Source organism: Synechococcus sp. M16.1, assembly GCF_014279895.1.
Lineage (GTDB): Bacteria > Cyanobacteriota > Cyanobacteriia > PCC-6307 > Cyanobiaceae > Parasynechococcus.
In genome coordinates, this window is sequence record NZ_CP047954.1 from 1,663,314 (window position 1) to 1,686,364 (window position 23,051).

At 61.5% G+C, this 23,051-nt stretch carries 29 protein-coding genes; 12 read left to right on the forward strand and 17 right to left on the reverse strand.

Annotation, left to right across the window (positions count from 1 at the left end):
• Positions 1–12 precede the first annotated feature (12 nt).
• The 12 genes from SynM161_RS09625 to SynM161_RS09680 form a co-directional block, all read right to left on the reverse strand.
• Positions 13–153, reverse strand: a complete 141-nt coding sequence (locus SynM161_RS09625; RefSeq protein ID WP_255441771.1) for a hypothetical protein — start codon at positions 151–153, stop codon at positions 13–15.
• Positions 154–194: 41 nt separating this feature from the next.
• On the reverse strand, positions 195–524 hold the full coding sequence (locus tag SynM161_RS09630) for a 2Fe-2S iron-sulfur cluster-binding protein (RefSeq protein WP_114989502.1): 330 nt from the start codon (positions 522–524) through the stop codon (positions 195–197).
• A 32-nt stretch (positions 525–556) separates the two neighbouring features.
• Positions 557–1,267, reverse strand: coding sequence for a TIGR02466 family protein (locus SynM161_RS09635; protein WP_186541091.1), 711 nt, complete (start codon positions 1,265–1,267; stop codon positions 557–559).
• 104 nt (positions 1,268–1,371) lie between these two features.
• Positions 1,372–2,322, reverse strand: a complete 951-nt coding sequence (locus SynM161_RS09640) for a F0F1 ATP synthase subunit gamma (RefSeq protein ID WP_186541093.1) — start codon at positions 2,320–2,322, stop codon at positions 1,372–1,374.
• A gap of 13 nt (positions 2,323–2,335) precedes the next feature.
• The gene (gene atpA, locus SynM161_RS09645; protein ID WP_011365131.1) at positions 2,336–3,856 is read right to left on the reverse strand and encodes a F0F1 ATP synthase subunit alpha; all 1,521 of its coding nucleotides are present in this window, start codon (positions 3,854–3,856) and stop codon (positions 2,336–2,338) included.
• A gap of 57 nt (positions 3,857–3,913) precedes the next feature.
• Positions 3,914–4,462 carry an ATP synthase F1 subunit delta gene (gene atpH / locus SynM161_RS09650; protein ID WP_186541095.1) on the reverse strand — a complete coding sequence of 183 codons (549 nt, stop codon included), beginning with the start codon at positions 4,460–4,462 and terminating at the stop codon, positions 3,914–3,916.
• Positions 4,462–4,944, reverse strand: a complete 483-nt coding sequence (locus SynM161_RS09655) for a F0F1 ATP synthase subunit B (protein ID WP_186541097.1) — start codon at positions 4,942–4,944, stop codon at positions 4,462–4,464. The genes atpH and SynM161_RS09655 overlap by 1 nt, the downstream gene beginning before the upstream one ends.
• Complete coding sequence (locus tag SynM161_RS09660) at positions 4,944–5,408, reverse strand: F0F1 ATP synthase subunit B' (RefSeq protein ID WP_006851720.1); 465 nt, start codon at positions 5,406–5,408, stop codon at positions 4,944–4,946. The genes SynM161_RS09655 and SynM161_RS09660 overlap by 1 nt, the downstream gene beginning before the upstream one ends.
• Positions 5,409–5,477: 69 nt before the next feature.
• Positions 5,478–5,726 (reverse strand): ATP synthase F0 subunit C, encoded by a 249-nt coding sequence (gene atpE / locus SynM161_RS09665; protein ID WP_006851467.1) that lies wholly within the window; start codon positions 5,724–5,726, stop codon positions 5,478–5,480.
• 170 nt (positions 5,727–5,896) lie between these two features.
• A complete protein-coding gene (gene atpB, locus SynM161_RS09670; RefSeq protein ID WP_006852023.1) occupies positions 5,897–6,622 on the reverse strand; it encodes a F0F1 ATP synthase subunit A in 726 nt (241 codons plus the stop codon).
• 24 nt (positions 6,623–6,646) lie between these two features.
• Complete coding sequence (locus SynM161_RS09675; protein ID WP_186541099.1) at positions 6,647–6,985, reverse strand: hypothetical protein; 339 nt, start codon at positions 6,983–6,985, stop codon at positions 6,647–6,649.
• Positions 6,986–7,031: 46 nt separating this feature from the next.
• Complete coding sequence (locus SynM161_RS09680; protein WP_186541100.1) at positions 7,032–8,201, reverse strand: class I SAM-dependent methyltransferase; 1,170 nt, start codon at positions 8,199–8,201, stop codon at positions 7,032–7,034.
• A 146-nt stretch (positions 8,202–8,347) separates the two neighbouring features.
• On the opposite strand from SynM161_RS09680, the gene SynM161_RS09685 reads away from it, so the two are divergent.
• From SynM161_RS09685 to SynM161_RS09700, 4 genes are all read left to right on the forward strand, one after another.
• A complete protein-coding gene (locus tag SynM161_RS09685; protein ID WP_186541101.1) occupies positions 8,348–11,299 on the forward strand; it encodes a phycobilisome rod-core linker polypeptide in 2,952 nt (983 codons plus the stop codon).
• A 406-nt stretch (positions 11,300–11,705) separates the two neighbouring features.
• A complete protein-coding gene (locus SynM161_RS09690; protein WP_114989510.1) occupies positions 11,706–12,191 on the forward strand; it encodes an allophycocyanin in 486 nt (161 codons plus the stop codon).
• Positions 12,192–12,230: 39 nt separating this feature from the next.
• Positions 12,231–12,719, forward strand: coding sequence for an allophycocyanin subunit beta (gene apcB, locus SynM161_RS09695; protein WP_114989511.1), 489 nt, complete (start codon positions 12,231–12,233; stop codon positions 12,717–12,719).
• 5 nt (positions 12,720–12,724) lie between these two features.
• Complete coding sequence (locus tag SynM161_RS09700) at positions 12,725–12,925, forward strand: phycobilisome linker polypeptide (RefSeq protein WP_006851140.1); 201 nt, start codon at positions 12,725–12,727, stop codon at positions 12,923–12,925.
• 57 nt (positions 12,926–12,982) lie between these two features.
• Here SynM161_RS09700 and SynM161_RS09705 read toward each other — a convergent pair whose 3' ends face one another.
• Positions 12,983–13,789: a TlyA family RNA methyltransferase gene (locus tag SynM161_RS09705; protein WP_186541102.1), complete on the reverse strand. Its 807-nt coding sequence runs from the start codon at positions 13,787–13,789 to the stop codon at positions 12,983–12,985.
• Positions 13,790–13,885: 96 nt separating this feature from the next.
• Here SynM161_RS09705 and SynM161_RS09710 point away from each other — a divergent pair, with 96 nt between their 5' ends.
• The 7 genes from SynM161_RS09710 (at position 13,886) to SynM161_RS09740 (ending at position 18,511) form a co-directional block, all read left to right on the forward strand.
• Positions 13,886–14,086, forward strand: coding sequence for a hypothetical protein (locus tag SynM161_RS09710; RefSeq protein ID WP_186541103.1), 201 nt, complete (start codon positions 13,886–13,888; stop codon positions 14,084–14,086).
• A 184-nt stretch (positions 14,087–14,270) separates the two neighbouring features.
• Entirely contained in the window at positions 14,271–15,434 is a 1,164-nt protein-coding gene (locus tag SynM161_RS09715) for an FtsW/RodA/SpoVE family cell cycle protein (protein ID WP_370593053.1), read from the forward strand.
• Positions 15,434–15,811, forward strand: coding sequence for a DUF6165 family protein (locus SynM161_RS09720; RefSeq protein ID WP_186541104.1), 378 nt, complete (start codon positions 15,434–15,436; stop codon positions 15,809–15,811). Before SynM161_RS09715 ends, SynM161_RS09720 begins: the two co-directional genes overlap by 1 nt.
• Positions 15,812–15,865: 54 nt before the next feature.
• The gene (locus tag SynM161_RS09725; protein ID WP_186541105.1) at positions 15,866–16,579 is read left to right on the forward strand and encodes a cytochrome c biogenesis CcdA family protein; all 714 of its coding nucleotides are present in this window, start codon (positions 15,866–15,868) and stop codon (positions 16,577–16,579) included.
• Positions 16,579–17,910, forward strand: coding sequence for a cytochrome c biogenesis protein ResB (locus tag SynM161_RS09730; protein WP_186541107.1), 1,332 nt, complete (start codon positions 16,579–16,581; stop codon positions 17,908–17,910). The genes SynM161_RS09725 and SynM161_RS09730 overlap by 1 nt, the downstream gene beginning before the upstream one ends.
• Before the next feature lie 32 nt (positions 17,911–17,942).
• Positions 17,943–18,170: a ribbon-helix-helix protein, CopG family gene (locus SynM161_RS09735; protein ID WP_186541109.1), complete on the forward strand. Its 228-nt coding sequence runs from the start codon at positions 17,943–17,945 to the stop codon at positions 18,168–18,170.
• The gene (locus SynM161_RS09740; protein ID WP_255441772.1) at positions 18,167–18,511 is read left to right on the forward strand and encodes a type II toxin-antitoxin system PemK/MazF family toxin; all 345 of its coding nucleotides are present in this window, start codon (positions 18,167–18,169) and stop codon (positions 18,509–18,511) included. The genes SynM161_RS09735 and SynM161_RS09740 overlap by 4 nt, the downstream gene beginning before the upstream one ends.
• Before the next feature lie 9 nt (positions 18,512–18,520).
• Here SynM161_RS09740 and queF read toward each other — a convergent pair whose 3' ends face one another.
• Complete coding sequence (gene queF, locus SynM161_RS09745) at positions 18,521–18,910, reverse strand: preQ(1) synthase (RefSeq protein WP_186541117.1); 390 nt, start codon at positions 18,908–18,910, stop codon at positions 18,521–18,523.
• Positions 18,911–19,035: 125 nt separating this feature from the next.
• Between queF and SynM161_RS09750 the strand changes: the two genes are divergently transcribed.
• On the forward strand, positions 19,036–19,374 hold the full coding sequence (locus SynM161_RS09750) for a P-II family nitrogen regulator (protein ID WP_186541119.1): 339 nt from the start codon (positions 19,036–19,038) through the stop codon (positions 19,372–19,374).
• A gap of 9 nt (positions 19,375–19,383) precedes the next feature.
• On the opposite strand, the gene SynM161_RS09755 is transcribed toward SynM161_RS09750, so the two are convergent.
• From SynM161_RS09755 to SynM161_RS09765, 3 genes are read right to left on the reverse strand one after another with little or no spacing between them, the layout of a single operon-like run.
• Entirely contained in the window at positions 19,384–20,136 is a 753-nt protein-coding gene (locus tag SynM161_RS09755; RefSeq protein WP_186541121.1) for a YdcF family protein, read from the reverse strand.
• Between the two features lie 42 nt (positions 20,137–20,178).
• Positions 20,179–22,062 (reverse strand): nucleoside-diphosphate sugar epimerase/dehydratase, encoded by a 1,884-nt coding sequence (locus tag SynM161_RS09760; RefSeq protein WP_186541123.1) that lies wholly within the window; start codon positions 22,060–22,062, stop codon positions 20,179–20,181.
• Complete coding sequence (locus tag SynM161_RS09765) at positions 22,062–23,045, reverse strand: glycosyltransferase family 4 protein (protein WP_186541125.1); 984 nt, start codon at positions 23,043–23,045, stop codon at positions 22,062–22,064. The genes SynM161_RS09760 and SynM161_RS09765 overlap by 1 nt, the downstream gene beginning before the upstream one ends.
• Positions 23,046–23,051: the final 6 nt, after the last annotated feature.

Genomic DNA, 23,051 nt, shown 5'->3' on the forward strand with positions numbered 1-23,051 from the left:
GCGGTGCCGAGCTCACGCGCTGATCACTGCCTCCACTTGAAGGGTTCGGGCACCATCGGCACTGGAGTGCACTGCGGTAAGAGCCCAACGCAGCAGATCACCCTCCTGAGCCAACTGCTGACGGATCCAGCTGCGCAGCTCAACCAATGGCACATCAGCAGGCCAAGGAAACTGCCGTTGCAGGCTGATAAGCCTCACTTCTGGTATTGACCGAACTGGGCTTCATAGAGCGCATCCTCTTGCCCCGCCTTGAGGGTGAGATCAGCCCGCGGGAAAGCAACACAGAGCAGGCTGTAGCCCTGCTGCTGAAGCTCACCCTTCACGCCCATGGCATCGGGCTGCTCAACACTGCCCTCGCTGATCACCGCAGCACAAGTGGTGCATACCCCGGAGCAGCAGGAGCTGGGGAGGGTGATGCCAGCGGCCTCAGCAGCATTCAGCACCGTCTGGTCAGCGCGGCAGGGAAAGCTGTGGGTTTCGCCTTCGAACTCGGCGCGGACGGTGTAGGTGGCCACGTCGGACATGCCGGGCTCAACAAGGAAGACGCCGCATTCTCTCAGGCAATGGGCTCGTCCAGCGAGTCCCAGTGGCGGGGGTGGGGCGCCAGATATTCCGGCGAACCACCCTGCACGGGTGCTGTCAGCACGAAATCAAAACTGATGGAACAGCGCAGCTCGTCTGGTGCGTCGTTGGGCAGAACGCTGTGGTGCAGGCTCGACGGAAACAGCACCAGCAAACCGGGGCGTGGGGCCAGATCCCAGTGGGCCTGATTGAACGGGTGGCCTTCAGCAATCGGGCCGCCGTAACCCACCGCCAAACCCGCCACCAACTCATTGAGTTGATGGGACGCATGCAGCCGCAACACGCCTTCTTCTCCCGAGCCGTTACCCGTGAGGTACAGAACAGCACTGAGATGGGCATTGGGGTGATGGTGGCGGCCAACCGCTTGATCCCAATCACTGATCACCGGCCAGCAACGCTGCAGGTGCAGAGCCACTTGACTTCGCTCAAACCCAAGCGAATCGAGATAACTCCAGGCCTGCTCAACCACCAGCTGAGCCAAAGCCTGAAAGGGCTGCTGTTGATGCAGCTGCCACACCCCATGCAGGTCCCCCGTCCAGGCGCAGCCTTCATTGGGGTTGCCCTCGGCCTGGCCGCGAAGCTCAAGCAGAGCCTGCATGCAGGACGCCTGCTGCAGAGGGTCGAGAGGAAGTTGCGTCGTTGCCACCACGGTGGGGAAGAGCTGATGAAGCTGAAGCACGCCCACACCCTCAAAGCGCTCCGCTTCACCGTTAACACGGCACAAAAAAAACCGGCCCCGAGGGACCGGCTGTCTATGAATCGATCGACCGAAAAGATCAGCCGATTTGGTTAGCCAACAGCGGCAGCACCACCTGCAACTTCCAGGATCTCCTGGGTAATCGCAGCCTGACGGGCCTTGTTGTAGTCAAGGGTGAGGGTCTTGGCCAACTCCTTGGCGTTGTCGCTGGCGTTGTTCATGGCCGTCATCCGACTGGCCAGCTCGGAGGCAGCCGATTCCTGCAGGGAACGCAGCAACTGGTTCTGCAGATACAGGGGGAGAAGCGCATTGAGCAGCTGCTCAGGAGTCTGCTCAAACACGATGTCCGAAGGGATCTTCGGCTCGGTGTTGGCAGGGCCTGCACCAGGCTCCACTGTGAGAAGGCCGTCCTTGGTGGTGAGACGGAAGATCTCATCCTCAGGATCAGCGATGTCCTGAGGATCCAAGGGGAGGAGGGTCTGAACCACGGGCTTGCAGCTCACCAGGTTGATGAACTTGGTGAAGATCAACTCGACACGGTCGGTGCTTTCGGCCAGGAACTCAGCCAGCAGATCCGTGGAGATCGTGTTGGCCTCATCAGCGGTGGGCACCTGTTCCAGACCGGAGAAGGTGGCCTGGATCGGGTAGTCCCGACGGGTGAAGTAGCCGATGGCTTTGGTGCCGATCAGCAGCAGCTTCACGTCGAAGCCTTTGCCCTTCAGCTCAGCGAAACGCTGTTCCGTGCGCTTGATGATGTTGGCGTTGTAGCCACCACACAGGCCGCGATCGCCGGTGACCGCCACCAGGGTGATGGTCTCCACATTGCGCTGCTGCATCAGGGGAGATGCCGCATCATCGAAACCCATGCGGGACTGGAGGTTTTCCAGGATCCGTGCCAGCCGATCCGCAAAGGGACGGCTGCGGAGCACTTGCTCCTGGGCGCGGCGCACCTTGGCCGCAGCCACCAGGCGCATGGCCTCGGTGATCTTGCGCGTGTTTTTGACCGACTTAATTCGGTCTCGGATTTCCTTGAGATTCGCCATGTCGGCAGCTCCTTCAGGCCGCGGAGGCGACCATGGTGGACACGACTTCGGTGATGGCGTCCTTGAGGATCGCCTCAGCCTCAGGGCTCATCACTTTCTTTTCCTGGATTTCGGTGATGAACTCAGCCTTGTTGGACTTGAGGTACTCACGCAGTTCGCGGGAGAAATCAACAACCTTGTCGACAGGGACGTCGTCGATCAGGCCCTTCACACCGGCGTAAACGATGGCAACCTGCTCAGCCAGGATCAGGGGGCTGAACTGAGGCTGTTTAAGCAGCTCACGCAGGCGCTTGCCACGCTCCAGCTGCTGTTGGGTGGAGGCGTCCAGGTCAGAAGCGAACTGGGAGAAGGCGGCCAGTTCGTCGAACTGGGCCAGCTCCAGCTTGAGGGTGCCGGCAATCTTCTTGATGGCCTTGGTCTGGGCAGCACCACCCACCCGGCTCACGGAGATACCCACGTTGATCGCAGGACGCAGACCGGAGTTGAACAGGTCGGAGCTGAGGAAGATCTGACCATCCGTGATCGAAATCACGTTGGTGGGGATATAAGCCGAAACGTCACCGGCCTGGGTCTCGATGATCGGAAGGGCAGTCATGGAACCCTTGCCCATGGCGTCAGACAACTTGGCTGCACGCTCGAGGAGACGGCTGTGGCAGTAGAAGACGTCGCCGGGGTAGGCCTCACGACCGGGCGGACGACGCAGCAGGAGCGACATCTGGCGGTAAGCAGCAGCCTGCTTGGAGAGATCGTCGTAGATCACCAGGGTGGCCTTGCCCTTGTACATGAAGTACTCGGCGATGGTGGCACCGGTGTAGGGGGCCAGGTACTGCAACGCAGCGGGCTCGGAAGCGTTGGCCGCCACAATCACGGTGTAGTCGAGGGCGCCGCGCTCACGCAGCACTTCAACGACGTTGGCCACGGAAGCAGCCTTCTGACCCACGGCGACGTAGACGCAGATCATGTCCTGATCCGCCTGGTTCAGGATCGTGTCGATCGCGATGGCGGTCTTGCCGGTCTGGCGGTCACCAATAATCAGCTCGCGCTGGCCACGGCCGACGGGAATCATCGCGTCGATGGCGGTGATGCCGGTCTGCATCGGCTCATGCACCGACTTGCGCTGAATGATGCCGGGCGCCATGGATTCGATCAGGCGCGTCTCGCTGGTGGCGATTTCGCCCTTGCCGTCGATGGCACGGCCCAGGGAGTTCACTACCCGGCCCAACATGGCTTCACCCACGGGCACAGCGGCGATCTTGCCGGTGGCCTTCACCGTGCTGCCTTCCTGAATGCCGTAGCCCTCACCCATCAGCACCGCGCCGACGTTGTCGTCTTCGAGGTTCAGGGCGATGCCTTCAGTGCCGTCCTCAAATTCAATGAGTTCGCCGGCCATGGCTTGCTGCAGGCCGTAAACGCGGGCGATGCCGTCGCCCACGGTCAGAACGGTGCCGACATTGCTGACGGAAACCGACTTGTCGTAGTCCTCAATCTGCTTCTTGAGGATGGCGCTGATCTCGTCGGGACGGATGGAAACCATGGCGTGTGATCCCTGCTGGGAGTTGGGGAGGAAGGAGCGGTGGAGGAAAGAGTTAGGTCAGCTCGCCTTGGCGAGTGCCAGACCGAGGCGACGAACCTGGCCAGACAGGCTGGCGTCGATCACCTGAGATCCGAGACTCACGACGAAACCGCCGATTAGGGACGGATCCACACTGAGGTCGATGTCGACCTTTTTGGTGCCGGCCATGGCCTGCACCTTTTTAGACAGTGCCGCCTGTTGATCCTCAGTGAGGCTTTGAGCAGAACGGACCTGGGCCAGCGTGATGCCCTGCTGTTCCCGATAAAGCTCGAGGTAGCGAAGCATCACCGCATCGAAAGCAATGAGGCGTTGACGGTCAGCCAGCACCTTCAGCAAATTGAAAACTGAAGGAGTGACATCCTCACCCACAAGCGCCTTGAGAGCTTGCTTCTTGGCGTCCGGCTCAAGCACCGGGGAAACCATGGCGTCGCGGAAGTCTTCGGAGTCGTTCCAGATCGCAAGCAGTTGCTTGCATTGATCGGCAACGGTTTCAGACTCGCCACGCGCCTCAGTGACCTGAAGCAATGCTTCGGCGTAGGGGGTAGCCAGGGAGTTGAGGAGAGGCATCAGGCGTTCTCCAGATTTTTGATAGTGGAATCAATCAACTTGGCCTGAGCACTGGCATCAAGACGAGCCGGAAGTTCGGCGAGGGCCTTGTCGATTGCAGCCAGGGCAGCCTCACGACGGAGGCTGTCCTTGATCCGAGCAGCATCGGCCTCGGCATCGGCATCAGCACCGGCCTTGATCGCAGCCATCACGGAGACGGTGCGCTTCTCGCCTTCGGCACGAATGCCTGCGGCGCGGGCCTGACCATCAGCACGAATCTTCTCGGCTTTCTGCTGGGCAGCAGCCAACTCGGCCTGAGCCTGGCTCAGGTTTTCGGTGGCGGTCTTCAGGCGGGACTCTGCGTCCTGCAATTCCTGAAGGATGGCGGCGCGGCGGCGTTCCAGGATTCCTCCCAGGAAACCGCGCAGGAACCAAACCAGGAGACTGATCACAATGACCAGGTTGACCAGATTGGTTTCGAGCGGATTGAGATTGAGGGTCATCACGCGGCCAGCAAACGGTTGATGATCGTGGTGCTCAGCTGATCCACCTGGCCCTTGAGTTGGGTTCGGGCGGACTCACGCTCGGCCTCGATGGCACGACGGCTTTCCTCTTTGGTGCGGTTGGCTTCAGCTTCCGCCTGAGCCAGTGCTTCGCGGTAAAGCCGATCAACTTCTTGTTCCGCCTCAACGATCACGGCCTGAGCGGCCTGGCGGGCACCTTTCAGCTGTTCAGCCAGATCAGCTTCCAGGCGTTCAACCTGAGCAAGCTTCTGCTTGGCATCAGCGCGACTGGTGGAGATGTAGCCCTCACGATCTTCCACGACCTTGCCGACCGGACGGAAGAAGAGGACATTGAGCAGGAAGGTGAGGAGAACCACCTGAACCGCCATCAGCGGAAGGGTGGCATCGAGGTCAAAAAGACCTCCCTCCGGAACACCTGCTTCAGCGAGCAGAAGCCAGGTCATGGAAAGGTGCGCTGGGAAGGAATCGAAACAAGAAGTTCAGGAGGGGGATCAGCGATCCCCCTGCACTGATCAGCCGGCGAAGGGGTTGGCGAACAGAAGCACCAGAGCCACCACCAGGCCGTAGATGGTCAGCGATTCCATGAATGCCAGGGACAGCAGCAGGGTGCCGCGGATCTTGCCTTCGGCTTCGGGCTGACGGGCGATGCCCTCAACAGCGCCGCCGGACGCGGTGCCCTGACCGATACCAGGGCCGATGGCGGCGAGGCCGACTGCCAGGCCAGCAGCCACAACGGAAGCGGCGGAGGTGATGGAATCCATGTTGGGTGGTGTAAGGGGAAGCGCTGGGGAGCGCTGTACGGAATGGACTTGGGGATCGGTTCCCCCCGCGCAGGGACATTCCCGAAGGAACGGGCCCGGGTGCAATGCCGGACCTGCGCGCGGATGTGTTTAGCAGATCGCCGTTCTCAGGCGATAGAGGGGGTCGGTTTTTAGTGGGCCTCGTGGAGGCCTTCACCGATGTAGAAGGACGCCAGGGTCGCGAAGATCAGAGCCTGAATGGCACTGGTGAACAGACCCAGAAGCATCACAGGCAGGGGCACGATCAGCGGAACCAGGTACACCAGCACGCCCACAGCCAATTCGTCGGCAAGGATGTTTCCGAACAGACGGAAGGAGAGGGAGAGAGGCTTGGTGAATTCCTCGATGATCTTGAACGGGAGCATGATCGGGGTCGGCTCCACGTACAGCTCGAAGAAGCGCAGACCTTTACGGCTCAGGCCGGCATAGAAGTACGCCAGTGACACCAGCAGAGCCATCGCCACGGTGGTGTTGATGTCTGCGGTGGGAGCGCCGAGCTCACCCTCAGGGAGTTCGAAGATCTTCCAGGGGATCAGGGCTCCGCCCCAGTTGCTCACGAAGATGAACAAGAACAGGGTGCCGATGAACGGCAGCCAGTCGCGGTAGTACTTCTCGCCGATGTTGTCGCGGGCGATATCGCGGATGAAATTCCAGAGGAATTCGAGCAGGTTCTGCAGACCGATCGGGTCACGCTTCATCCCGCGGGTGCCGACAAGCACCACAGCCAGGAGGATGCCGATCAGGATCCAGGAGCTCAGGAACACCTGACCATGCAGATACAGATCGCCGATCTGCCAGTACAGGTGATGACCCACTTCCAGTTCAGCGAACGGGAGTGGTAAGGGCAACAAAGCCATGGGTGCAGAGAAAAGTGCTCAGACTCAGCGGTCGTCGAAGACGTGCTGAAGAATCAGGGCGGGCTTGTAGAGAAGGAATCCCAGGAAGGCCGGCAGCAGATCGAGCTGAGGCAGCTTGGCCGAACCAACCACAAGCAGGGTTGGAACGATGAGCTGAAAACGCCCCAGTCCACGGGACTGGTCACTGAGCCGGGCCACACTGCGAGCAAGCAAGCGCACGTACAGAAGTCCGGCGCAGGAGCCCACTAGAACACTGCCGGCCACCGAGAGATTCATGGTGAGAGCCACGATCGGAACCGTGACGAGTGACACCAGAAGGGTGGCCAACAGCAGGCGACGTTGAAGACGGTAAAAATCTTCCAAGCGCTGCCTGAAATGGCGCGCGGAATCTATCACGCGTTCGCTGCTGTTATTCCTGCAACAGCAGCAGCTGGCGATCCACAAGATCGCGGATCTGATCGGGAGACGCAAGGGCCCCCAGCCTCTGTTGCGGCTGCTCAGCGACAGTCCGCAGCAGGGAGCGGTCGGCATCCGTGAGCTGAATGGGCTCCATGTTGCGACCAAGAATCGGATCGGGTTCTCCCCAGAGGCAGGGCTGAACCAAACCCCTGGCGAGGCCCAGGGCCTCATCACTCCAGCAAGCTCGCTCCACTGGTGCCGCAGAGAGAAAGAACTCGAAGTGGCTGATGTCGGGATCCAGCTGCTCCACAAGCTCCCACTGCTGACGCGGTGGCAAGGCCTGGGCTCGCTCAAGCAGTTCTCCCTGCAGAAGGCGGGATGGATCCCAAACCTCCGGATTGGAGAAGCCGGCGAAATGCAGACCCGCCGTTTCGATGAACGCGAAAAGACGCTCGAGGTTGTAACTGGTTTCCTGCGGGTGCAGGTACATGTCCGCGAAATTTGCGTCAGGTGCGCAATCCACGGCCCAGCGTTCCCGGTGATGACGGGCAAGGCGGTTGCCCTCAGGCAGGGTCTCGAACAGCTCCCGCCCCAGATGCAGGCCCTCCGAGCCTGTGCCGGCATTCAGAAGACTCAGCGCTTTCTGGGTGCGGTGGATCTCCCAGCGACCGGCATCGGCATAAAGGAAGAGATGCAGCAGACCCGACGGAGCCAGGCGATCCGCCAGGGAGCGCAGCCCCGCTTCCGGCTGATCCAGGTGATGCAACACCCCCACCGAGTTGATGTAGTCGAAGGCCCCTTCGTCGGCCAGATCAAGAAGACTGCGCCGCTCCTGACGCAGGGAGGTCACTTGCTCAGGCGCCCCGGAGCGCTGGCACCTTTCCCGCGCCACCGCCAGAGCCCCATCACTGATGTCCACCCCGAGCACGTCAGCACCCGGATTGAGATGGCAGAGGTAATCGGTGCTCACCCCGGTTCCGCAACCGGCATCGAGGATCCGCGGCGCCTCCATCCCTGCAGGGATCGAGCCGTGCACAGCGGCCAGAACGCTGCGATGACACCAACGCCAGTTGTATCCAGGTGGGGGGCCGTCCTGCAGTGGATCCCCCGGGAAGGGGAAGCGGTCATAAAACGCACTCACCACGGGAGTCGCAGCATCACTGGGCTTGGGGTGGGTCATGCAGCGCTGATTTCGCGCCTGCGAGCTTTTCACGTCAGACCCGTGGATCCCCTGCAGCACCGCAAGGCCTGCAAACATTTGTTCATGGGGCCACGGAGGGCCATCCCAGCAGCCGTAACGTGGCGCGATCCGGCTTGCTTTCGTCGATGACAGTGACCGCCAGCAGCGGCAGCCCGCGCGTGTCTCCCCAACTGTTCGACACGCTGCCGCTCTCCAGCGTCCGTCAGGCAGAGCAGCAGGACCGTTTCCCTGACAACGGGGAACTGGACAGTCTTGTGACCTTCTTCCGAACCGGTCAGGACCGGATCGAAGCGTCCCGGATCATTGCGGCCAACGCCGAGGCCATCGTGGCCCGCGCCGCCAACAGAATTTTTGTGGGAGGAACGCCCCTCTCCTTCCTTGAAGCGCCTCTAACAACGGGCGAAACCGCACGTTCAACAGGTAAGGAAGGAACTCCCCTGGCTGCTGACCAAGCCGCGTTTGAACAGTCGGTGCGCACCTTCACCGGCGACAGCAACAGCACCAAGCGGGGCAACTTCCTCACCCGCCTGCTGGAAGGAGCTGGTGGCGATGCCGACGTGCGGGTTGTGCTCCCCACCGGTTTCAACGCCATCAGCGTGGCCAAGTACGGCCCGGCCTTCATGCGCAAGTCGGTGCGCGACATGGGTTGGTTCCTGCGCTATGTGGGCTATGCCCTGGTGGCAGGTGACCCCAGCATCCTTGCGGTGAACACCCGCGGCCTGCGGGACATCCTTCTGGAGAACTGCTCTCTGGCGGCCACCAACGTGGCTCTTCAGGAGATGCGGGCTGCTTCAGCGGAACTGCTGCGGGATCGTCCTGAAGCCCGTCAGATGACCATCGACTGCTTCAACGTGCTGTTGCAGGAGCTGGCCATCCCCACCCCCAGCACGAAGCAGCGCCAGGGGAGTGCAGTGCAGCAGGGCCTGCAGCTGCCGGCGATCTATGCCCTGGCCTCAGAGGGACGCCAGCTGTTTGAAATGCGTCCCGGTCTGTCCGGAGCCGAGAAAGCTGAAATTATCCGCGCCGCCTACCGCCAGGTGTTTGAGCGCGACATCGCCAAGGGCTACTCCCAGACCCCCTGTGCGGACAAAGCCAGTGCCGTCGCCCAGGGACAGATCTCAATGCGTGAATTCGTTCGCGCCCTCGGCCGCAGCAAGGAGTATCGCCAGCAGTTCCACAACGGTTTCGTCAACAGCCGCGTGGTGGAACTTGCTTACCGCCACTTCCTCGGCCGGGGCATCAGCTCCCTCGAGGAATTCCGCAAGTCGTTCGCGATCCTCAGCGACCAGGGCCTGAACGGTCTGGTGGATGTGCTGGTGAATTCCTCGGAATACGCCCAGGCCTTTGGTGAGGAAACCGTTCCCTACCTGCGGGATCTCGGCACTGAAGCTCAGGAGAGCGCCGGTTGGGGCTCCAATCGCAAGCTGTTCAAATTCAGCGCCCCCTTCGATGGCGCGCCGCAATACGTCACCCTCTACGCCTCCTACCGCCAACCCTTTGCCGATCAGCACGTCTACGGCGGCGGCAATGATCCGGTGGCCAACCAGTACGGCGCCATCTTCCCCAGCGGAACCGCTTCGGTGGCCACACGGCCGGCACCATACGGCTACGACAGCCGCCGCCTGCTGGTGAGCAACGGTCTCAACAGCCCCGGACAGCTGGACAGCGCCAGCTTCCGCGGCAGCCGCCCTCGCAAGGTGGGACCACGGGTGGTTCGGCTTCAGCAGATCGCAACCGGGGGAACCGTCAATCCCCGTCGCAGCGGAAACCCCAGCGTTCGTACCACTGAAGCCAGCACCCAAGCCGTGATCAAAGCGGTGTATGTGCAGGTGCTGGGCAACGGTGGCTATGCGGGAGAACGCATGGGTTCAGCCGAAGCTCGGCTCGAGAACGGTGACATCTCCCTGAAGGATTTCGTGCGCGCGGTCGCCCGCTCTGATGCCTTCCGTCGCCGCTACTGGAGTGGCCTTTACATCGTGAAGGCGATCGAAGTGATGCACCGCCGTCTGCTGGGACGTCCCACCTTCGGCCGCTGGGAAATTGATGCCCTGTTCGACACGGCTGCCCGCCACGGCTTCTACGGGGTGGTGGACGCCCTGATAGACAGCCGTGAATACAGCGAAGCATTCGGATCCGACACGGTCCCCTTTGAGCGATTCATCACCCCAGGCGATGTGAACGCCCGTCGTGCCCCCGGCTGGGCCCGCCCGCTCAATCTCGCCGCCGTAGCCGATCTCACCCAGAGCAGCCGCCCGGAAGCGCGGCCATCGGAAGGCTTCCGCAGCAGTGGCACGATCACACCCCGCAACCTGGTCGACACCAAGTCGGCATCGCAAGGAACCTGGACGCCCACCAGTGGCGCCAGCGGTGCCGACTCCCGTTGGCTGTCGGTGGTCCGCCAGCAAAGCCTGGCCTCGAAGCAAACCGGCTTCCCGATGCGTCGGGCCAGCGGATCCGAGCCCAGCAAGCTTGATGGCCCCTCATGGACGGTCAAGAGCCGCTCCGTGGCGACCGGCAAGACCCAGGCCCTCTCGACCATGGGGCAGGCACTGGCCAACGCCGATGCCTCTGGATTCCAGCTGCGGGAAGGGCTCCCGGCCATGCTGGAGCTGAAACAGCCCTGCAGCGAGTCTGAACTTCGCACCGTGCTCGATGCGACGTATCGGCAACTGCTGAACCGTGTCCCAACGGAAAGCGAGCGCCTGGTCTCCGCCGAGTCCCGACTGCGCAATCAGGACATCGACCTGCCTGATTTCATCGCTGAAGTGGCCATGAGCGAAGCGTTCCAGAACCGCATCGCCTCCATGGCTCCGCTTCGGGCCGCATCCGCCGCAGGCCTGGCGCTGCTGGGACGGGCCACCACCCCAGCAGAGACCAGCCGCTTCTTGATCACCCGCGCTCAAGCAGGTCAGGGTGCAGCTGTCACCGAACTGTTGGCGGAACGGATCAGCACAACCGTGCCCCGCATCGACGGCATGTCGACAGCCTCAGGGGTCAGCCAGGCCACCATCCAGCGCACGGCTTCGCTCTACCGCGGCAATGCCGGCCTGAATCCCCCCACGGGCGACGCGATCTGAGCCAAACGGCGATTTTCCTGACAAACAACCGCCCCAATTGCCAGCGGTTGTTCTCATTGGATCCCGGTGAAGTGCCGCTTCATCGGGATCATTTTCTGCGTCTTGGGAGCCTCTCGAACCATGACGCAAAGCGCAGTCATGGCAACGGCTTTCGAGCCACGGTCGATGCCGTGAAGAACTGTTACCCGGGCAAAAATCCCAGGCCGTCGCCAGCGCAGAATGCCTCAGCCGATCCCAACGGAGCGGGGCCACAACGATCAGTGTTGACCGTTGTGAACAAGTCTCACTCCCGACGCTTCGACCCCCTGTCTCAGCCTTTAGTCTGAGACGCGATCCCTCGGGATCACCCCTTATTCACCGGATACCGGTCTCCTACGGGCGGCCGCTTGTTTCGAGGCAGAACTGCATGAGCATCGTCTCCAACTCGATCATCAACGCGGACGCCGAAGCCCGCTACCTCAGCCCTGGCGAACTCGACCAGATCAAAGCCTTCGTCACCGGCGGTCAACGCCGTCTGCGCGTGGCCCAGGTCCTGTGCGAGAGCCGCGAGCGCATCGTCAAGCAGGCTGGTGGTCAGCTGTTCCAGAAGCGTCCCGACGTCATCTCCCCCGGCGGCAACGCCTACGGAGAAGAGATGACCGCCACATGTCTGCGTGACATGGATTACTACCTCCGTCTTGTCACCTACGGCATCGTCGCCGGTGACGTCACTCCGATCGAAGAGATCGGCGTGATCGGCGCGAAAGAGCTCTACCGCTCCTTGGGCACTCCCCTGGAAGCCATGGCAGAAGCCGTGCGCGAGATGAAGATCGTCGCCATGGGCCTTCTCACCGGAGCCGACGCAGAGGAAGCCGGCACCTACTTCGATTACGTGGTTGGCGCCCTCGCCTGAACCGCTCGCTGAATTTCCCTCTCGTCTCCTCACGGATCCATGCAAGACGCCATCACCAACGTCATCAACAAGTCGGACGTCCAGGGCCTCTACCTGGACACGGCTTCGATGAGCAGCCTCGAGTCGTATTTCGCCAGTGGTGAACTGCGCGTGCGCGCTGCCGCCACCATCAGTGCCAATGCTTCGGCCATCATCCGCGATGCCGTCGCCAAGGCCCTGCTGTACTCGGACATCACCCGTCCCGGCGGCAACATGTACACCACCCGCCGCTACGCAGCCTGCATCCGCGACCTGGATTACTACCTGCGTTATTCCACCTACGCCATGCTGGCTGGCGACACCTCGATCCTCGACGAGCGTGTTCTGAACGGCCTCAAGGAGACCTACAACTCCCTGGGTGTGCCCATTGGCGCCACAGTTCAGGCCATCCAGGCCATGAAGGAAGTGACCGCAGGCCTGGTGGGCCCTGATGCTGGCAAGGAAATGGGTGTCTACTTCGACTACATCTGCTCCGGCCTCGGCAACTGAGCCCCATGCGGTTGTTCAAAGTCACCGCCTGCATTCCCAGCCCTGAAAAAGTTCGGACGCAGCGCGAATTGCAGAACACCTTCTTCACCAAGTGGGTGCCCTACGACAGCTGGTTCGCTGAACAGCAGCGCATCCAAAAGCAGGGTGGCCGCATTATCAAGGTGGAGCTCTGCACCGGGGGTCAGCAGGTCAACGTCGGCAACTGAACTCCGCTCCAAAGCGAATTCCGAGCCCGGTTCAATACCGGGCTTTTTTATTGGCCATCAACTCTGGAGGGTCTGCGCCACCAAAGCATCGAGATCCGGAAGAACAGCGGCATCTCCCTCCCCCAACCAAAGCACATACTCGTGGTTGCCGGCCGGTCCGGTGATCGGCGAAGCCACCAAGCCCTGGGGCTGCCACCCCGCTTCTGCTGCCGCTGCAATCACGGATTCAATGGCATCCCGGTGGGCCGCAGGGTCACGCACCACGCCGCCCTTGCCGACGCGGCTCTTGCCCACCTCAAACTGCGGCTTCACCAGCACCAGCGCATCGGTATCGGGACCCCGCAACAACCGGCGCAACGCCGGAAGAATCAACCTCAGGGAAATGAATGACACATCGGTAACCGCCAGACTGGGCCAGAGGTCGTCGGCCCCATAGAGATCGTCGGGCTGCAGATGGCGCAGGTTGGTGCGTTCCCGCAGCACCACCCGTTCGTCGGTTCGCAGGCTCCAGGCCGTTTGGCCATAACCCACATCAACGCCATAAACACGGGTCGCACCGTGCTGCAGCAGGCAATCGGTGAAGCCTCCGGTGGAGATGCCGCCGTCCAGGCAGACGCGCCCCTCCACCGGCACAGGGAAAGCCTTCAAGCCCGCCAACAGTTTTTCGCCACCTCGGGAGACAAAGCGTGGGGGCTGCTCAACCCGCAGTTCTCGCTCCGGCGTCACCTCCGTTCCGGGCTTGTCCAACAGGGTGCCGGCGCCATCCCGCACCTTCCCAGCACGAATCAACTGCTGCGCCTGTTGGCGCGAACTGACCAATCCACGGGTCAGGAGTTCCAGATCAAGACGCTGTTTGGACGCCATTGCGACATAAAAGCAGACCGATCCCGAAGAAAACCGGCGATCCAGCGGCTGGAACGTGTTCTGCCTGGAGGATTTCCTTAATTCGCGTCGAGGGACGTGTCCAACCACCGCCCCCAACCCGCCAAGGTGGTGCCGCTGTTGCAGCCGGGCAGCTTTGTGCGACTCGACAACCAGCCCTGCGACCTGCCGCCTTTCCAGGTGCTTCACTGCCGCGGCGGACGCTGCTGGGTGCGCCAGCAATCCTGGGGATCCCACGTGCAATGGGAAGTTGAGCAAGAGCGGTTGAACGTTGCATAAGCGAAACAGCTGCTCATCAAGCCCTGCAAAGACTCCCAGCCAACAATTCTCTTCAATCAGTGCCTTGGCAAGGCAACCATTTCACGGCTCAATGGTGCATTGATTCTGGTTGAGCAAACGTTTGGGTCAGGCGACAGCCCTACAAAGAGCTTCGAGACGACGGGGTAAGCAAGAAACTCAGACGTTGGCTCTGATTCAGCGGCTGCTGCCCTTGCCGTGGCAGCTCTGGCCAGCAGAAGCTCGCCTGTTAATGGGGCTGGCGGGATTCTGGAGTGTGGCAGGGCTGGTGGTGTTGGCGTCCGCCAGTTGGTGGGTGGCCCTGCGGGAAATGGGCGATGGCGGTTTCTATCTGAAGCGGCAGGCGATCTGGCTCTTGGCCAGCTGGAGTTTGCTGGGCATCACAATCTCCACCAACCTGCGGCGATGGCTGCGCTGGTCAGGCCCAGGGTTGTGGATGGGCTGCCTGCTGATCGCCGCCACCCTTGTGATGGGCACCACGGTGAACGGCGCCAGCCGCTGGCTGGTGCTGGGTCCGCTGCAGATGCAGCCCTCGGAGCTGGTGAAACCCTTCGTGGTGCTGCAGGCCGCCAACCTGTTCGCCCCCTGGAGCCGTATGAGCCTCGACCAGAAGCTCCTCTGGCTTGGGAGCTTCGGAGGGCTGCTGCTGCTGATCCTCAAGCAACCCAACCTCTCCACAGCGGCCCTGATGGGACTCACCCTCTGGATGGTGGCCCTAGGGGCCGGCCTGCGCTGGCGCAGCCTGTTGGGCACCGCCCTGGCGGGATCGCTGCTTGGCACAGCAAGCATTCTGATCAATGAATACCAGCGGATCCGGGTGGTGTCGTTTCTGGATCCCTGGAACGACCCGATGGGAGATGGCTATCAGCTGGTGCAGAGCCTGCTGGCGATCGGATCGGGCGGTTGGATGGGGCAGGGCTATGGCCTCTCCACCCAGAAGCTCCAATACCTGCCGATCCAGAGCACTGACTTCATCTACGCGGTGTTCGCCGAGGAATTTGGATTCGTGGGTTCAGTGCTGCTGCTGCTGTTCCTGATGCTGGTGGCCTGGGTGGGGCTGCGGGTGGCCCTGCGCTGCCGAAGCAACCAGGCACGGCTCGTGGCCATCGGCTGCACCACGATCCTGGTGGGCCAGTCGATCCTGAACATCGCAGTGGCCTCTGGGGCGATGCCCACCACCGGTCTGCCACTGCCTTTGATCAGCTACGGCGGCAACTCGCTGATGTCGAGCCTGGTGATCCTGGGTCTGCTGATCCGCTGTTCACTGGAATCCACCGGCTTGATCGGGGGACGACCAAACAGGCGAGCGCGCCCCGTGCGCCAAGGCTGATGGAGGTGCAAATTCCCGTTTCAGTTGGGGAGTTGGTCGACAAGATCACCATCCTGCAGATCAAGGCCAACAGGTTCAGCGGTGAAGCCCTGGCCAACGTGCAAAAGGAACTCGCGCTGCTGGAGAGTGTCTTGGCGGGCTGTGGGGTAGAGCTGCCAACGGAGCTCGTTGACACGCTCTCTGAGATCAACCAGCGGCTCTGGACGATCGAAGACGCCATCCGTGAACAGGAAGCCAGCGGCTGCTTTGACGCCCGCTTCATCGAGCTGGCCCGCTCGGTGTACCGCTGCAATGACCAGCGGGCTGAGCTGAAACGGCAGATCAACACCGCCACCGGCTCCCACCTGATCGAAGAAAAGGGCTACACCGCCTATTGAGCCTGACCTTTGCAACGGCTTGCCTGGATAGGCTTTGGGCACTCAAGGGCACCTGTGGACCTGCTTCTGCTCTCCGATCTGGCCCAGAGCAGCGAAGAGCTGCTGCGGCGCGCCCTGGCAGAGCCTGGCCCGCTCACCCTGGCGCTGGTGTTCGGCGGCGGTGCCCTCACCAGCCTCGGCCCCTGTTCGCTGTCGTTGCTGCCGGTGACGCTGGCCTACCTAGCGGGCTTTGACGATGGCCAGCCGGCCTGGCAGCGCAGCCTGGCCTTCTGCGGCGGCATCGTCGGTGCCCTGGTGATGCTGGGGAGCATCAGCGGGCTGCTGGGCCGGATTTACGGCCAGGTGCCGGCACTGATCCCAACGTTGGTGGCACTTCTGACGGTTGCAATGGGGCTGAACCTTCTGGGGGTGCTGCGGATCCCCTTGCCCAGTGGTCCGGATCCGGAGCAGTGGCGCCAGAAGGTACCAGCGCCACTGGCGCCGGTGGCGGCAGGGCTGGCCTTCGGGCTGGCGGCCTCCCCCTGCACCACCCCGGTGTTGGCGGTGCTGCTGGGCTGGATCGCCCAGAGCGGGCGTCCCCTCGCGGGGGTGGCCCTGCTCAGCAGCTTCGGGATCGGCCAGGTGCTGCCCCTGCTGCTGGCGGGCACCTTTGCAGCAGCCATCCCCAAACTGCTGGCCCTGCGGGGCATCAGCCGCTGGGTGCCACCAGCCAGTGGCGTTGTGCTGCTCACCAGCGGCCTGCTCACCTTGCTGGCCCGCTGGAGCTGATGGTGATAGAGAGCGGCACGGCACTGCTGAAACGCCTAGCGGCCTGGCTCAGTGATCTGCGTCTGGCCATCGTGCTGCTGCTGCTGATTTCCCTGGCCAGTGCCGTGGGCACCGGCATCCCCCAGGGGGATCCCCCCGCCAGCTACATCGATGCTTATGCCAACACCCCCTGGCTCGGGCTGCTCCACGGCGAGCAGGTGCTGCAGCTGCAGCTCGATCACGTGTATTCCAGCGGTTGGTTCCTGGCCCTGCTGGCCTGGCTGGGGCTCGCCCTGATCCTCTGCAGCTGGCGGCGCCAGTGGCCGGCCTTGGTGGCGGCCCGGCGCTGGATCGACTACCGCACCCCGCGCCAGCTGAGCAAACTGGCCATCGCCGAATGCCAGCCCTGCGCTGACCCCAGCCAGAGGCTGACGCAGCTGGAGACGGTGCTGCGGGCCGGCGGATGGGAGGTGCAACGCAAAGATCAACGGCTAGCGGCCCGACGCGGCGCCATCGGCCGAGTAGGCCCCCTACTCGTGCACACCGGGCTGGTGCTGCTGATGCTGGGTGCCGCCTGGGGTGCCCTGGCGGGGAACCGCCTGGAGCGATTCCTAGCCCCCGGCCGCAGCCTCGACCTGCTGGATCGCGATGGCACCAGCCAACTGACGATCACCCTGGACCGCTTCGCCATTGATCGGGACCCGGCGGGCCGCACGGAACAGTTCCGCTCGGCGCTGCAGCTGCAGGGACCCAACCAACGCTTGGATGCCGAGATCAGCGTCAATCACCCGCTGCGGCACCGGGGCATCACGATTTATCAGGCGGATTGGTCGCTGGCGACGATCAGTTTGCAGATCGGGCGCAGCCCCGTTCTCGAATTGCCGTTGCAGACCTACCCGGAGCTGGGGGATCAGATCTGGGGCCTGGTACTGCCCACCCGCCCCGATGGAACCGAACCGGTGTTTCTGAGCCTGGAGAGCGAACAGGGGCCCGCCACGGTGTTCGATGCCGACGGCCAGCAGCTGGCACGGCTGCGGCCGGGCGGTCCCGCCGCTGAGGTGAAGGGCTTGCCGATGCGAGTGAATGCGGTGCTTCCGGCCAGCGGACTGTTGCTCAAACGAGATCCCGGCGTGCCGCTGGTGTATCTGGGTTTCGCGGTGCTGCTGGTGGGCGGTGGATTGAGCCTGGTGGCCACCCGCCAGCTGTGGGCCATTGCTGCCGACGGAACACTCAGCGTGGGCGGGCTATGCAACCGCAACCTCGCGGCCTTCGCCACTGAATTGCCAGAGCTGCTGGAGCGGGTGGTGGGTACTGAAGACGACAACCGCCCCCAGTCGACAGGAGCGAGCTAGGTTGTTCAACATATCGTTGAACACTTTCAACCATGGCCATTGGTGTTCGCGTCGAGCCTGAACTCGAACAGCAACTGGATCAATTGGCAGAACGCATGGGGAAAAGTCGCAGCGCCTGCGTCCGTGAAGCCATCGCTCAATACGTGCAACGGTTCGGCCAAAACGATGAAGCACTTCGGCAGTCGACCTTGATTGCCCACCATGCCCATCAGACGGATTGGAGCGAGCAAGTGCCGGACTGGAGTGACTGGACAGCATGAGCGCCGTGGTTTTGCAGCGTGGACTGATCGTGACCGTGGCCGCAACAGGGGCTTATTCCGGCAAACCAAGACCCGCCGTAGTAGTGCAAGCCAACCGTTGGCTGCAGGGACATCCCAGCGTCACGCTCTGCCCCCTCACCAGCACCCTGCTGGATGCCCCGTTGGTGCGTATCCCGGTCACACCCAATGCGAGGAACGGATTGAAGAAGGCGTCCCAACTGATGGCTGACAAACTGTTCAGCGTGCCCACCACAAGCATTGGTGAGCTGGTGGGCGTTCTGGAGCCCGACCGACTCAGTGCTCTCGATCTCGCCCTGCGCGGTTGGTTGGACCTTGCCTAAAGCAAATCGTCAGCAAGGCTGACGAGTGCCGTGGCTGACCCGCACCACCGTGTGGACATTGCCGCGGGGATTGAAATCCGCTTCCAGCTGCATCCAAACCGGATCGGTGGCCGCCACCAGATCGTCGAGGATGCGGTTGGTGACCTCCTCATGAGAGATCGACTGGTCGCGGAAGCTGTTCACATACAGCTTGATCGCCTTCAGCTCCACAACCCGGGGCCCGGGTTGGTAAATCAGGCGCAGCACCGCGAAGTCGGGATAGCCCGAGAAGGGGCACTTGCAGGTGAATTCCGGCAGCTCGATCGACACCTCATAGGGGCGCCCGGGGCGGGGGTTGTCGAAGCAGATCAGCTCGGCTTCGGCGATGGCGCGCTCGCCGTAGAGGGGGGTCTGGGTCAAAGGACGCTTGAAGCCTGTTCTGTTCAGCGACCTTAGGAAGTCAAGCTTCGGCAGCGTTCTGTAACAGCGGCCACGCACGGCTCTGGGGAGCGCGGCATCCTTGAAAGCAGATCTGTACTACCCCCATGAAAAAGGTCGAAGCGATCATTCGTCCTTTCAAGCTGGAAGACGTGAAGGTGGCGTTGGTGGAAGCCGGCATCATCGGCATGACCGTGAGCGAAGTGCGGGGCTTCGGCCGCCAGAAGGGCCAGGTGGAGCGCTACCGCGGCTCAGAGTTCACCGTGGAGTTCCTGCAGAAACTGAAGATCGAAGTGGTCGTCGAAGACGACCGGGTGGAAGACGTGGTCAAGTCGATCGCGGATGCCGCCCGCACCGGTGAGATCGGTGACGGCAAGATCTTCATCAGCCCGGTGGAGTCTGTGGTGCGTATCCGCACCGGCGACCGCGACAGCACAGCGCTCTGAGGCTCGGTCTCACCAGGCCCGATACACCAACCGCCCCAAAAGTTCCCGCAAGGCGCGGGAGCTGTTGTACAGGGCTGTAGCGCTCGGCAACCACTGGGTGGGATCACGCCAGAGCGGACCTGCCCAGCGGCCACGGGCCTGGAAGTCCACCGGGAACGGCAGCACCTCCATCCCCTGGCGTTCGAACAGGCGTTGGGAGCGACGCATGTGAAAGGCGCTGGTCACCAACAACACCCGGGATTGACGGACAGGCAGCAGCCGGCGAATGGCTACTGCCTCATCCGCTGTGTTGCGCACCGGCGGAGTACTGGCCATAGCCGCTTCAGGCACGCCGAGCAATGCAGCTTCCTGGCGATAGTGCTGTCCTTCGGGGGGCTGACCAGGGCTAAAGGGGCTGACCCCCCCAGTGAACAGCAAGCGCGGCGCCCTACCAGCGCGAAACAATTCAAGGCCAGCAATGAAGCGGTCGGGATCGTGCCACTCGCTTAATCGAGCCGGGCCGGGGGCGGGATGGCGACCGCCGCTGAGCACAACGATGGCATCGGCCTGGGGGGCCTCCAAGGCGGAGCGGCGCTGCCAGGGGGCTTCCAGCCAGCACCAGAGGCTCTGACTCACTAACCCGAGGGAAAAGACCCAAAGCAGCAGGGCGGCGATAATCACAGGCCAGCGCCAACGGAAAACCAAACTCACCGCTAGAAGGATCAGGCTGAATCCCAGGGGCAACAGAGCCAAGGGAAGAATCTTGCTAAGGAGATAAGACATCAAGAGCATTAACCAATCCGGCGCTCAGCCAATACCAGAGGCTCATAGCTGACATCCGGTCTCGCACCGTTGCCACTCCGGCACCAGTCGTGACAAAAGCCCAAGGGCCAGATCAACATCCTGGGCTGCAATCGCTGTTTCCAATTCACTCAATTGTGGCCAGAGATCCTCTGGAGACAAGGATCTCTCTTCTGCCCGGTAAATCAGGGGATGGGATGTGGGCTGGGATTGAGCATCGATTAAGAGCTCCTCATATAGCTTCTCGCCAGGTCGTAAACCGGTACAAACAATCTCAATATCTCCATCCGGATGGGCTGCATCGCGCAGGGATAAACCACTCAATCGCACCATCTGCTCGGCCAAGTCTTTGATCCGCACTGGTTCACCCATATCCAGCAAGAAGACATCACCACCTTGAGCCAGCACGGAGGCCTGCAACACCAGCGAGGCCGCCTCAGAGATGGTCATGAAATAGCGGATGATCTCTGGATGGGTGAGGGTGATCGGCCCGCCTGCCGCAATCTGGCGACGGAATAGGGGGACCACAGACCCTGAGGAAGCGAGCACGTTGCCAAAGCGCACCATGGCAAAGCAGGTGCTGCTGCACCTGGCAGCGTGGGCCTGCACAACCAATTCGGCGAGACGCTTGGACGCACCCATCACGTTGGTGGGACGCACGGCTTTATCGGTAGAGATGAGCACCACCTGGCAGGCACCGCTGGAAACTGCGGCGCGGCAAACCTGATCTGTAGAGAGCACGTTGTTGGCCAGGCCCGCCAAGGGATTGGCCTCCACTAGGGGAACGTGTTTGTAAGCAGCCGCATGGAACACCAGCTGCACTGACTGATCGGTGAACAAGTGCTGGAGCAACTGCGGGTCGGTAGCACTGCCCAGCACTAACTGAAGCCGCACGCCATCAGGCACCAGAGAACGAAGCTCCTGCTCGATGGCATAGAGCGCAGGTTCACTCCGCTCCAGCAGGATCAACAGCGCCGGCGACAACGCCAGGATCTGACGGCAGAGCTCTGAACCAATCGAACCACCAGCACCAGTGACGCAGACAACCGCACCACGAATACCTGGCCCAAGCAGCTGGAGATCGGCGGGCACCTCATCACGTCCAAGCAAATCTTCAATCAAGATTGGCCTCAAGGCATCAATGCGAGCGCGACCAGAGGTGAGGTCATCCACCGACGGCACCTGCAACATGGTGATGCCAAGACGCTGAAAACTATCGACGATGCGGCGACGTTCACTGCGGGGAAGAGAAGGAATCGCCAGGAGAACCTGATCAATGGAGCTCTCCTTTTCCATCAGGACGTGGGGTGGCCTAATCGCAACACCGTTAATGGATCGGCCCCAATAGGCCGGATTGTCGTCGAGGAAGGTGACAATCCTGTGGTTGCCCGCCAAACGCAAAGACGCTGCCAGCTGGGCACCGGCTTCACCGGCGCCGTAGATGGCTACACGCAACTGGTGCTTGTGCTGGGTATAACGAAGATTGAGCAACACATCCCGCAGAGCAAAGCGAACCGCACCCGTGAATCCGGTGAGCAAAAACCACAAAAGAACCCAGCTGCTGCGGGGAGGCATCGGCAACCGCAGAATCACACCGATAACAACCAGGAACAGCACCACAAGGCCATTGCGAACGGCTAGCTTGTAAAAGGCGGAACTCCCCACGTAACGAGTTAGACCTTTGTATTGCCCCGTTAATGCATAGATAGGTAGGCCAACGAGGAGAATGGCAATCAACAACCAACTACCAGCGTTGACGAAGCTGCCATGAAATGGGTGCGATAATCGCATCCAAAAGCTCAGCCAAACCACTAAGGGCAGAAAAATCGCATCTATAGCTACAAGCAGAAGACGCCTGAAGGCTGGCGGCAAATTTAAAAGTGCATTGGTAGAAAATGAATAAAGCATCAGCTCTTGGATGCCACGGAGAAGGACACCGCGAACTTTTGATCCAACCAAACTCCGAGCAACAACTCAACTACAGCAAAAACAAAAACCAAGGGCCAACCTCCCGTGACCATGGCCAAAGCCAGCAATGCCGTGGCCGCAACATAAGTAAGAGAGACCCGGCAATGAGGCCAGCCGGCCTGGTGCAGACGCTGGAAAAGGTGAAGACGATGGGCCTGGAAAACCCGATGTCCAGCCAGTAAACGGCGGAGCAAACAAAAAAAAGCATCTCCCAGGAGGGGTGTGGCTACCAGAAGGCAGCCAAACGCATCTGCCCAGCTGGTGGCCTGAAGCACTAGGCAAGCGAACACCGCACCAAGAAAGGTACTACCAGCGTCGCCCATGAACACCTTGGCGGGGCTCCAGTTCCAAGGCAGGAAGCCAAGCAAGGAACCCACCAAGGCCCACAATGGCCAGGGCGCATCGAGAACAATTGCCATTGCCGCAATGATCAGAGCCATGCAACCAGCCACCAGGCCATCGAGTCCGTCCATAAAGTTGGTAAAATTAACTACGGCTGTTATGACAATCACAAGAAAGCCAAAGGCAACAGAGAAAAATAAAGAGCTAAATACTCCGGGGAAAGCAATGAATGGGACAAGAGGGCTAAAATAAAGAAATGCAGAAGCAGTCAAAAGCTGAACGCAGAAGCGCCAAAACGCTGGCAAGTTATAACGGTCGTCAAGCAAGCCAACAACAGCAAGCGAAACGGAGAGCAAGGGGGCTAATGCGGCAACGTCGGATTGGCCACTAAATAGCGCAAAAAGTGAAGCAACAGAACTGACTAAAACAAAAGAGATGCCACCACCACGCGGAGTAGGGACATGGTGGGAACTGCGGGAATTGGGCTGATCAAGAAAAGAAGCACGCAATTTCGGGATAAGTGCACGGAGAAGCAGCGAGGAAATAGCTGTTCCGGCGGAGAGGGCTAATACTGCAAACAACTCTTA

Excerpts from the sequence above, each read along its gene's own strand:
- SynM161_RS09630 (WP_114989502.1), bottom strand. The coding sequence starts at position 524 with ATGTCCGACGTGGCCACCTACACCGTCCGCGCCGAGTTCGAAGGCGAA.
- SynM161_RS09640 (WP_186541093.1), bottom strand. The coding sequence starts at position 2,322 with ATGGCGAATCTCAAGGAAATCCGAGACCGAATTAAGTCGGTCAAAAAC.
- atpA (WP_011365131.1), bottom strand. The coding sequence starts at position 3,856 with ATGGTTTCCATCCGTCCCGACGAGATCAGCGCCATCCTCAAGAAGCAG.
- atpH (WP_186541095.1), bottom strand. The coding sequence starts at position 4,462 with ATGCCTCTCCTCAACTCCCTGGCTACCCCCTACGCCGAAGCATTGCTT.
- SynM161_RS09655 (WP_186541097.1), bottom strand. The coding sequence starts at position 4,944 with ATGACCCTCAATCTCAATCCGCTCGAAACCAATCTGGTCAACCTGGTC.
- SynM161_RS09660 (WP_006851720.1), bottom strand. The coding sequence starts at position 5,408 with ATGACCTGGCTTCTGCTCGCTGAAGCAGGTGTTCCGGAGGGAGGTCTT.
- atpE (WP_006851467.1), bottom strand. The coding sequence starts at position 5,726 with ATGGATTCCATCACCTCCGCCGCTTCCGTTGTGGCTGCTGGCCTGGCA.
- atpB (WP_006852023.1), bottom strand. The coding sequence starts at position 6,622 with ATGGCTTTGTTGCCCTTACCACTCCCGTTCGCTGAACTGGAAGTGGGT.
- SynM161_RS09680 (WP_186541100.1), bottom strand. The coding sequence starts at position 8,201 with ATGACCCACCCCAAGCCCAGTGATGCTGCGACTCCCGTGGTGAGTGCG.
- SynM161_RS09685 (WP_186541101.1), top strand. The coding sequence starts at position 8,348 with ATGACAGTGACCGCCAGCAGCGGCAGCCCGCGCGTGTCTCCCCAACTG.
- SynM161_RS09690 (WP_114989510.1), top strand. The coding sequence starts at position 11,706 with ATGAGCATCGTCTCCAACTCGATCATCAACGCGGACGCCGAAGCCCGC.
- apcB (WP_114989511.1), top strand. The coding sequence starts at position 12,231 with ATGCAAGACGCCATCACCAACGTCATCAACAAGTCGGACGTCCAGGGC.
- SynM161_RS09700 (WP_006851140.1), top strand. The coding sequence starts at position 12,725 with ATGCGGTTGTTCAAAGTCACCGCCTGCATTCCCAGCCCTGAAAAAGTT.
- SynM161_RS09705 (WP_186541102.1), bottom strand. The coding sequence starts at position 13,789 with ATGGCGTCCAAACAGCGTCTTGATCTGGAACTCCTGACCCGTGGATTG.
- SynM161_RS09720 (WP_186541104.1), top strand. The coding sequence starts at position 15,434 with ATGGAGGTGCAAATTCCCGTTTCAGTTGGGGAGTTGGTCGACAAGATC.
- SynM161_RS09730 (WP_186541107.1), top strand. The coding sequence starts at position 16,579 with ATGGTGATAGAGAGCGGCACGGCACTGCTGAAACGCCTAGCGGCCTGG.
- SynM161_RS09735 (WP_186541109.1), top strand. The coding sequence starts at position 17,943 with ATGGCCATTGGTGTTCGCGTCGAGCCTGAACTCGAACAGCAACTGGAT.
- SynM161_RS09740 (WP_255441772.1), top strand. The coding sequence starts at position 18,167 with ATGAGCGCCGTGGTTTTGCAGCGTGGACTGATCGTGACCGTGGCCGCA.
- SynM161_RS09750 (WP_186541119.1), top strand. The coding sequence starts at position 19,036 with ATGAAAAAGGTCGAAGCGATCATTCGTCCTTTCAAGCTGGAAGACGTG.
- SynM161_RS09755 (WP_186541121.1), bottom strand. The coding sequence starts at position 20,136 with ATGTCTTATCTCCTTAGCAAGATTCTTCCCTTGGCTCTGTTGCCCCTG.
- SynM161_RS09760 (WP_186541123.1), bottom strand. The coding sequence starts at position 22,062 with ATGCTTTATTCATTTTCTACCAATGCACTTTTAAATTTGCCGCCAGCC.